The sequence below is a fragment of the Pseudarthrobacter sp. CC4 genome (assembly GCF_048957775.1).
In the GTDB taxonomy this organism is placed as follows: Bacteria; Actinomycetota; Actinomycetes; order Actinomycetales; family Micrococcaceae; genus Arthrobacter.
On record NZ_JARCCZ010000052.1, the window covers coordinates 1 to 8445 of the forward strand.

Genomic DNA, 8445 nt, shown 5'->3' on the forward strand with positions numbered 1-8445 from the left:
TTCTTCGATGACCCCGACGTCATCGCCAAGGCCTCCCGCGGCCTCGGCGAAGCCATGGTGGGCATCAACGTCGACGAGATCCCCCAGCCCCACCGCCTCGCCGAACGCGGCTGGTAACGCGGGAGTTCCCCACAACAGGTTGACCGGAAGCCTGCTCGTGTCCAGAACAAGGTTCGGCGCCAAGACCGCGGCTTTCGGCATCAATTAGGAGCACTAATGGCAATTGAAACCGCTTCACTCGAACTGCCCCCTCAATCCCTGGTGAGGCCTCACTGGCGATCAGTCTCACGGGACGCGCTGGCGGAGGGCCAAGATGTGCGGATTACAGACGGCGGAGGGTACGTGACGTACGGAACGATAGACTGCGCGACACCCGATGGATCACTTGTCTGGATAGTGCTCAAGGATCTTGGTGAACGCCGAATTTTCCATGGGAACGATGGTGTCACACTGGAAATCAGCGCCTAGCAGCGCAGGAATGTTCGCGGCATTCACTCACCCTTGCCTGCATGGCTCCCGGTTGTCCAAAGGGTCTTGGGCACTTTGCCGGTGATAGGTGCCCCCGTAGAAGCAGCCTTCCGGTTATCTGCCGGCAAGGCTGGAATCGGCTGGGCGCTTCGTGCGCTCCTAATCTCCTGAACGGTGGAAGAACGTATCATGCCCGTTGTCACCCGGAACGCCCCGGATCGCACTGTCAGGTTTGGCCTGGCCTTCATCGGGGTTCTGCTCATCGCGGTTAACCTTCGGGTGTCCTTTGTCAGTGTGGGATCGGTACTCGCGAACATCAGCAGTGATCTTGAGCTTTCAAGCGCCGCAGCAGGGTTCCTCACAGGCCTTCCGCTCTTTGCTTTCGCAGTCTTCTCACCTGTGGCGCCCGGCTTCGCTTCCCGTCTGGGTCTCGACCGGGCGCTGTGGATGTCCCTGCTGATCCTTGCCTTGGGCATCGTGCTTCGCTCCTTACCGGTGCCCGGCTTCATCTGGGCGGGCACCGCACTGATCGGCATGGCTATCGCGTTTCTCAATGTTTTGGTGCCTTCCCTCGTGAAGCGGGACTTTCCGACGAGGGTCAGCCAGGTCACCGGGAGCTACACCGCCACACAGGCGGCCTTCGCCGCGATCGGGGCCGCCGTCGTCGTTCCCGTGGCAGAAACGTCCCCGGGGGGCTGGCGGCTTGCCCTCGGAATCTGGGTGGGACTTGCCCTTATCGCCATGGCCGTGCTCCTGCCGTGGCTGCGCCGGCACAGGGCAGGCACCGCACACGTCATCACGCCAGACGACTCGTACCTGTCGCCCTGGGTTTCGGCCTTGGGCTGGCAGGTGACGATCTTCATGGGGCTGCAATCGATCGCCTTCTACGTCCTGATGGCATGGTTGCCCACTATCGAGCAAAGCCAAGGGGTCCCCGCGACTACTGCGGGCATCCATCTGTCCGTTTTCCTGCTCATCAGCGTGTTCGCGAGCCTTGCCGCAGGGGGCATCCTTCACCGGGGTTCGGACCAACGGCTCGTATCCTTTACGAGCGGCGCGCTTATGTTCGTGACGTTTCTCGGGCTGGCCCTTGCGCCGGACCTCATACAGCTGTGGATCTTTCTCGGGGCAATCGGGTGCGGGAGCCTCATTGTCATCGCTCTGTCGCTGTTTAGCCTCCGGACCGTGAATTACCCGCAGGCCGCATCCCTGTCCGGCATGGCGCAATCTGTCGGGTACGGTCTCGGTGCGGTGGGGCCGGTAATGTTCGGCGGTCTTCGCGACGTAAGCGGAGACTGGACGCTTGCGCTCCTCGTCACCGCGGGCATCATGGCAGCGCTTACCGTGACGGGCGTTTTTGCAGGGCGTGATCGGGTGATCAGCGCTTCAAATTGACATGAGGTCGCTACTGGCACGAGACGCAGCGACGGGATGTCGGAGCGGCCTATGCCGAGAAGCCCGGCGCTTGCATGAAACAGCCTGACAACCTGGAGTCCGGTCGACGCTGGTGCGAGCATGCATGGTGGAGCAGTTGCTGTGCCCTCCCAATGCGTGACCACTTGGGTGCCTGGTCGGTTTGGGCGAACAGGATCAGCTCCGTCGGTTCGTCCAGGCCGGGAAAGTCTGCGTTGAGCCGGTCGCGGATTCCCTGGAATTGCAGGCTGGCGAGAAGTGCGGGGCAGTCTTCATCGCTCGGGAAGGTTCTGGAATCGGGCACGTGTGCCCAGAGGTGCCTGCCTTGCCGGAGCGTCGCATCAGCTGGCTGGGATGCGATGGTTTCCATGGGGTGTTCGACGGCGGCCGCTTTGGCTGGTTCCTGACGGGTGGTCGGGAGCGTGATGCGGTCGGTGGGTTCGAGGAAGCTGCCGCGGCAGAAGAATTCGGCGTTGATCGCGCTGGCTTGGGTGGAGCCGGCGGGCAGGGCGAGGCTGGTGCCGGGTTCGCCATCGTAGGGGAGAAGGTTTCGTCTCCGACGATAGTGACGCCCTGTGCGGGGAGCACTCCGGTGAGCGCCGCCATGGTGCCGGCATGAGGTAGGGCCTGTCCGCGGACGGCGGTTTCGCTGGTGTGGATGGCGGATGGCGGATGGCGGATGGAGGCGGCGGTGGTGTCACTGGTGAGGTACTGGGCGACGGTGCGCGCATAGGGGAGTTCCTGGCCGGGTTGACGCCGGCGCGGTAGCGCCCTGGGTGCGCGGAGAACGCGCCCGGCGATTATGGGGGCATATCAGAATGACAAGCAGCGATGGAACTTCTGCTCATTCATCGGGGCACTGAGATCAGCCAGCATGACTTCGGGGGGAATTATCACGCGTCAAGCATCCTGGCGGAACTTCGCGCCCTGGTACGGACAGAAAGATATGGTCCCGGCTGGCAACTTGCGGGAAATGGACGCAAGCTGAGTAGGGGGTCATGAGGGTGTGCCTGATCGCACTCCCGTTGCACAGGAAGGACCTGGGATTCCACAGTCAAAAAGGCAACGCAGTCCGTTGTTGCGCAAGTACCTTAATGCGGGCCGCCCCGCCGATGCGAGAGCCGGTGACCTCGGCGTGCCCAAGCCGATCGAGCCGGCTGCCTGGCGGGAGGGGATGCCCCTCCTCGGCGATGATCAGGTCTACGTGATGAAGTACGGGAACGAGTACCACCCGGCGTGGTGCCACGTTGTGGCCGACAAGTGGGCTCACGCACCCAGGGGACTGCTGGTGACCATGGTGGCCGACGTCGGGAGGCGCACCCGTTGCCCGGAATGCGACCGGGTATTGAAGGCAGCCAGGACGTCGTCTGCCCGGCACTATCAGGTGCAAGCTCCGCCCTCTCCCGCACACCCGCCGCGTGACATGGTGATTCCCCTGCGCGTCGTTGGGGCCGCCCATGGAATCCTCTTCCTGGCGGCCACGGCGGAATTTCAGAACCGCCTGAGGGAGACCGCGGTAGAGCCGGCCACACCGCTGCTCGTGGACGGCCGGCGGGAGGGGATGGTGTTGCGGGTGGACGCGGCCCGCGAAGAGCCGCTCCTGGTTGTCCAGTTGGATCCCCGCGTCACGTTCCGCGATGGTTTGTACCAGGTCCGCCTTCGTCGTCCCCTGCAGCGCTCGGCAGCCAAGCCATTTGCGGTGGACTCGGTTGAATCGGTCCCGTGGGCGTAGCAGGCGCACACCTCTGTCAGTGAACTCGCCACGTCGCTTCAGGTCTCTCTCTGTCCGAGTTCTCGGCGTTCGTATGTCTGGCCGAAGGGCACGTCGGGGCTGACGGCGACGGTGTAGCGGGTATGTCCGTGCTGGGTGACCAGGATGCCATGGCGGCCCTCCTGCATGGCGTGCTGGCGGACGATCTCCACTGCGGCATTGAGGTCATTTTCAACCGTGTCCGCGTCGTGCGCGGTGATTTCCAGGACTAGGTCAGAGTGGCGCTTGATCATGGTGGTTTCTTTCTCTGGGCCAGGCCGCACGTTCGGCAGGGGGCTCCACAATGGCTGGGCACGTCCGGCGAGGCTGAAGGCTGTGATTCGAGAGGGAGGGCCCGGCATTCTTTTGATGGGGCGGTGGCCGGCAAGGGGCCGGCGGTCTGGATCGGCGGAGATATTTCCTGCGGATCCGTAGCCAGTGTGGATGATCAATGGCTCGCGGCGCAAGGTATTGCCCGTGAATGTTTGGTGTTGGCGATTTTTCTTGCGGCCGCTCGACGGATAACTCAGTTGTCGTCAGGACTCATTTGCGTAATTCTCCGAACCCGACGGCACGTCGCTGCTGCGGGGAATCTCCCGCGGCTCAGCGGGTCGAAGTGTCCAGGGGCCGGGGAAGGGTTTGGATTCACAGAACAGCCTATGCGGCACGTTCGGTTCTCTGTCGTTTCCACCGCCATTTGTGGGGCACGGACCAGTTGTTCCCGGCGTTCACTCCTGCCGGCGCCACCTCCGTGAGGACAGAGCTGAGAGCGTGAAGACAAGCACCGCCGCAGCCAAGGCGAGGCCGTAGGTGACCATCGAGCCTTCTGCCCGGAGGTCCTTGGGCGTCTGATCTGAGTTGCTGGCGCCAGCATGAATCGTTGGTGGTGGAGTTGAGGCTTCAATGGCGGGCTGAGATGGCGAACGCTGTGCCAAGGAAAGATTCGGATCGGTGTCCATGGCCGCCGGGGCTGGGATATCCAGGGTTGCAATAGCGTCATCCGTGACACGAGGACGCACCGTAACTATGTCCACCACCGGCTCCTCTGCGACAATCTGGTCATCCAGCAAGGAATCCACGCCGGCCGTGACTGGCATCGAATCCTGAGCCGTGCCCTCGGGGTGCGTGGATGTGACAGGAGCCGGAGCCACCGAAGTTGCACCTGTATGGACCGCCGGTTCGGAAGGCTGTGTCCAGTCGCCCCAGCCAAGCTCATTTCTAGCTCGCACACGCGCCGTATAGATGCCGGCAGGCAAATCGTCTAAGGAAGCCTCCGTGCCGATCGTCCGGAGAGCGCGGACGTTATGGGCGTCAGCAAACTCGACTTCGTATTCCAACACTCCCAGCAGATCGCGGTTTGCAGGCCAAGCTGCAGTAACGGTTCCGTCGCTGATGTGCAGTTGCGGCGGCCGCGCATCGGGCATCGGCCTGGTAGCCACTATGAGCCGGCCGACCGTGAGCCTGCCAACACTGTTGCCGTTGGCATCTGCAATGGGGCCAACCAAATACGTGTATACCCCTCGATAGTCGAGGTCATACCACTCACGGGGTTCCCGGTGGATGTACTGAGGGTATGTGAAGCTTGTACTAAACGCCGCTCGCTTCGGCTCGGTGGACGAATTGGCGACGTGGGATCCCCAGCTGCCTCCAGAGATTGCAGCGGTGGAATCGACGCCGAAGCCGATTCCGTCGTCGAACGCGGTGGCGGTAACCTCCACTGTGGCCGGCCCATCGGTGATGTCGAGGATGCCCGAGCCGACTGTCCTCGAACTTCTGAGCGAGGCCGTCATCGTCGGAGCCTCCTTGTCCTCCAGGGAGACCACCAAAACTTCGGCTCCCGCCGGAGTTAGCTGCTCCCAGTTTCCCGCACGGTCACGAACGTACGGCCGTATGTACCAGTTGCCGCCTGTGACGAGCTCGGGGAAGGTGAAGGTACTTTCGTAGGTTCCATGGAAACGGTCGCCGGAAACCAAAGTCATCACTTGACCAGGGACAGCATCCTGGCCCGATACGTTACCGGGATTCACCCACGGTGATTCCGAGTCCAGGCCCGACCCCTGATCCTCGACGTCAAGCCGCACGGTCACCTGCACGGGACCGCCAGTAACGTCAACAGTCGGGTGTGATACATCCATGCTGAGTATGACGGGAGCCTCTGTGTCTGAGGCGGCTGCTGCCGCAGACACGACTCCGGCGAAAGCAGTAACCATGGTGGCAGCAAGGACGGCAGCAGAACTTCGTTTCCGGGTCGAATCTGTCCTGGCACAGCCAGACAAAGCCACATATCCCCCCAACAGTTACGAAAATGCGGTTGCCGACAAGCGAAAGCTATCCCACGACACAAGCAATGGCAACGACTGCCGCTCGCATCGGCCAGTTTACGCTGGCACTTGGAGCGTCCTGCTCGGTGAAACTGCTCAGGTCGGCCTCATCGCCAGGGTGCCGCCGGCCTCCGCGTTTGCTCACGCTACTCCTACCGGCGGACCGGCAGCCGCAGACACCCCTCTACGCGCGCATCTTCTATGTCAACGCGCAGCCTTGTATTTGCGTTTATACGTAATTAGGCTAGACCGCAAATGGATGAATTGAGTACGATCTTCCTTGCGCTGGCGGATCCCACTCGCCGTGCGCTGCTGGCGCAGTTGCAGCAGGGCGAGGCCACAGTGACCGAATTGGCCGCTCCGCACTCGATCAGCGTGCCCTCCGTATCACGCCATCTGAAGGTTCTCGAGCAGGCCGGGCTGATCACGAAGTCCAGATCTGCGCAGTGGAGGAACTGCCGGCTTCAACCCGCACCGCTACAAAAGGTTGAGGAATGGATGGGCCCGTACCGCGATTTCCTGGGCAACCGTCTGGGTCGCCTTGACGCTCAGCTCGCTATAGCAGCCGAACGGCCCGACGCCCGACCGAACCGGAGGATAGATGATGACCGATTACCCGCCACAGGATCGAAGCTTCACCCTTACCCGAATTCTTGCTGCATCACGGCAGTCGGTATACAGAGCGTGGACTGACCCCGATCACTTGGCCTGGTTCTACAACCCCGACATGCCCACGCCGACCACATCCATTGAGGTGGACCTCCGGGTTGGGGGAACGTGGAAACAGCAGATGATCGTCGATGGCGACCTCAGCTACCCCACCGGAGGGATCTACTTGGAGATCGTTCCCGACGAACGACTCGTCTTCCGCTGGGGAGCTGTGGGAGGCTGGCCCGAACTCGACGGCGAGAACGAACTGACTGCCCCTGTCGTCACGGTGCAGCTCAACGGGTTGGGCAACGAAACGGAGCTCGTCCTCACAGTTCAGTTCTCTGAGCATCTGGACATCGAAGAAGTGCAAAAGCTCATTCTCGGCGGCACTCAGGAGGGCTGGGATGCCACTATCGATCGGGTTAAGGACAGCACTGCCATGACGCCCAAAAACCATGGGCGCATGGAGGGGCCCCAGGTCTATGTCTACTTTCCCGGAACGGCGCGGGAAGCCTTGAACTTTTACGCGGATGTTTTTGGCGGTGAGCTGTCTCTACACACCTATGAGGACTTCGGCAGGAGCGACGGCCCGCCAGAAGCCGTAGCTCATGGAGTGCTCAACGGTGTCGTTGCCCTGGCAGGATCGGACGCAGCCGAAGGCCAAACAACGGTCCGGCTCGAAGGCATCATGCTCTCGCTGCTGGGAACCGCCGAACCGAAAGTCCTCCATGAATGGTTCGACAAACTCTCCGTTGACGGGTCCGTGCTCGATCCTCTCTCGCCAAAGCCCTGGGGCGCGTCCGATGGCCAGGTCATTGATCGTCACGGACTTCACTGGCTCGTCGGATACGAGCCCGCGACGTGAGCGACGCACTGCTGCTTGCTCGGCCCGCGAGGGACCGAAGCCATGTTCTTCGGACAGGCGAGGGACTCGAGGACGATGCGATGCGGCGAACTTTAGTCCCGTCGGGCTGGACGATGGCACGGCTACTCAACCACCTGGCCTTCGACGACGAGACGTTCTGAATATCGGCTGCTCTCGGTGGTGATGAGAGGGCAATCGCCGGCAAGCGTGAAATTGCTCGAAGTGATGAGGTCCTTGCGAAGATCGATTTGGATGCCCCTCCCCGATGGCGGCCGCCAACCCGCGTGTTCGACGCACCACCGATGCACAATGCGCGCGAGGTCCTGTTTCGCGTGATCGCTGAGAAGTCCGTCCACGCGGGCCACCTCGGAGTCTGTGCCCGTTTCGGTGATAGTCCTTTGAAGGGCAGCCGGTCCACAATCGCGGCCCACAGACGTGGATCTGTGAAGGTTTTGGTCCAGCCGGAGAAGGTTTCGTACTCCCTATCTGAGGAATACGAGATCACCGCCTTGTGCTCATCCACCAGCCGGTCAAAGATCCTTTGCGCGGTAGGCGTTGCTTCCGTGGCGCGTCCAGACCAGTCAAAAGCATCGCATCAATGACACCCTTCAACGGGCCGAGTTTCGGTTACCCGAGGGCGGGCACCCTGCGCGGCGGCCGCTCCGCGGCAGCCAACGCCTGCCTCACCGTCCGGCGGAAACTCGATGCTCGCGGGCATGGGACCGAATCGATAAGCCCCTGCCCCTGGCATCACGGCGGATTCTTGCGAATAGCTCCACTGTCGACTCCATCACTGCCTTCCACTGTTGGGTAAAACATCTCGATGGAAAGCGGCGAGGGCTCTACGCTGCCTCGCCATCAGTCGTTACGGCCTCTGCGTGGACTGCGTGCCTGATTTCAGTGTAAGCGGCCATGAAAAACTGCCCATAGGCGGCCACGTAATTGCCCACTGACGGCCAGTAGAACTGCCCAGCGGT

At 62.0% G+C, this 8445-nt stretch carries 9 protein-coding genes and 2 pseudogenes; 8 read left to right on the forward strand and 3 right to left on the reverse strand.

The window, feature by feature from the left end; genetic code table 11:
• From PV768_RS21485 to PV768_RS21505, 5 genes and pseudogenes are all read left to right on the forward strand, one after another.
• Positions 1 to 117: pseudogene (locus PV768_RS21485) on the forward strand (pyridoxal 5'-phosphate synthase lyase subunit PdxS); the annotation flags it as partial.
• A gap of 99 nt (positions 118 to 216) precedes the next feature.
• Positions 217 to 468: a hypothetical protein gene (locus tag PV768_RS21490; RefSeq protein ID WP_421094163.1), complete on the forward strand. Its 252-nt coding sequence runs from the start codon at positions 217 to 219 to the stop codon at positions 466 to 468.
• Positions 469 to 657: 189 nt separating this feature from the next.
• Complete coding sequence (locus PV768_RS21495) at positions 658 to 1863, forward strand: MFS transporter (protein ID WP_421094164.1); 1206 nt, start codon at positions 658 to 660, stop codon at positions 1861 to 1863.
• A gap of 181 nt (positions 1864 to 2044) precedes the next feature.
• Positions 2045 to 2500, forward strand: coding sequence for a hypothetical protein (locus PV768_RS21500; protein ID WP_421094165.1), 456 nt, complete (start codon positions 2045 to 2047; stop codon positions 2498 to 2500).
• A 459-nt stretch (positions 2501 to 2959) separates the two neighbouring features.
• Entirely contained in the window at positions 2960 to 3613 is a 654-nt protein-coding gene (locus tag PV768_RS21505; RefSeq protein WP_421094166.1) for a hypothetical protein, read from the forward strand.
• A gap of 38 nt (positions 3614 to 3651) precedes the next feature.
• Here PV768_RS21505 and PV768_RS21510 read toward each other — a convergent pair whose 3' ends face one another.
• Positions 3652 to 3885 carry a hypothetical protein gene (locus PV768_RS21510; RefSeq protein ID WP_421094167.1) on the reverse strand — a complete coding sequence of 78 codons (234 nt, stop codon included), beginning with the start codon at positions 3883 to 3885 and terminating at the stop codon, positions 3652 to 3654.
• A 474-nt stretch (positions 3886 to 4359) separates the two neighbouring features.
• A complete protein-coding gene (locus PV768_RS21515; RefSeq protein WP_421094168.1) occupies positions 4360 to 5724 on the reverse strand; it encodes a hypothetical protein in 1365 nt (454 codons plus the stop codon).
• Between the two features lie 483 nt (positions 5725 to 6207).
• On the opposite strand from PV768_RS21515, the gene PV768_RS21520 reads away from it, so the two are divergent.
• The 3 genes and pseudogenes from PV768_RS21520 (at position 6208) to PV768_RS21530 (ending at position 7468) form a co-directional block, all read left to right on the forward strand.
• Positions 6208 to 6645, forward strand: coding sequence for an ArsR/SmtB family transcription factor (locus PV768_RS21520; protein WP_421094169.1), 438 nt, complete (start codon positions 6208 to 6210; stop codon positions 6643 to 6645).
• Positions 6557 to 6970: pseudogene (locus PV768_RS21525) on the forward strand (SRPBCC family protein); the annotation flags it as partial. The gene PV768_RS21520 and the pseudogene PV768_RS21525, both read left to right, overlap by 89 nt.
• A gap of 96 nt (positions 6971 to 7066) precedes the next feature.
• Positions 7067 to 7468 carry a VOC family protein gene (locus PV768_RS21530; RefSeq protein WP_323057413.1) on the forward strand — a complete coding sequence of 134 codons (402 nt, stop codon included), beginning with the start codon at positions 7067 to 7069 and terminating at the stop codon, positions 7466 to 7468.
• 122 nt (positions 7469 to 7590) lie between these two features.
• Here PV768_RS21530 and PV768_RS21535 read toward each other — a convergent pair whose 3' ends face one another.
• On the reverse strand, positions 7591 to 7824 hold the full coding sequence (locus PV768_RS21535) for a hypothetical protein (RefSeq protein WP_421094170.1): 234 nt from the start codon (positions 7822 to 7824) through the stop codon (positions 7591 to 7593).
• Positions 7825 to 8445 lie beyond the last annotated feature (621 nt).

Coding starts and splice junctions, on each gene's coding strand:
- PV768_RS21490 (WP_421094163.1), top strand. CDS start 217: ATGGCAATTGAAACCGCTTCACTCGAACTGCCCCCTCAATCCCTGGTG.
- PV768_RS21495 (WP_421094164.1), top strand. CDS start 658: ATGCCCGTTGTCACCCGGAACGCCCCGGATCGCACTGTCAGGTTTGGC.
- PV768_RS21510 (WP_421094167.1), bottom strand. CDS start 3,885: ATGATCAAGCGCCACTCTGACCTAGTCCTGGAAATCACCGCGCACGAC.
- PV768_RS21520 (WP_421094169.1), top strand. CDS start 6,208: ATGGATGAATTGAGTACGATCTTCCTTGCGCTGGCGGATCCCACTCGC.
- PV768_RS21530 (WP_323057413.1), top strand. CDS start 7,067: ATGGAGGGGCCCCAGGTCTATGTCTACTTTCCCGGAACGGCGCGGGAA.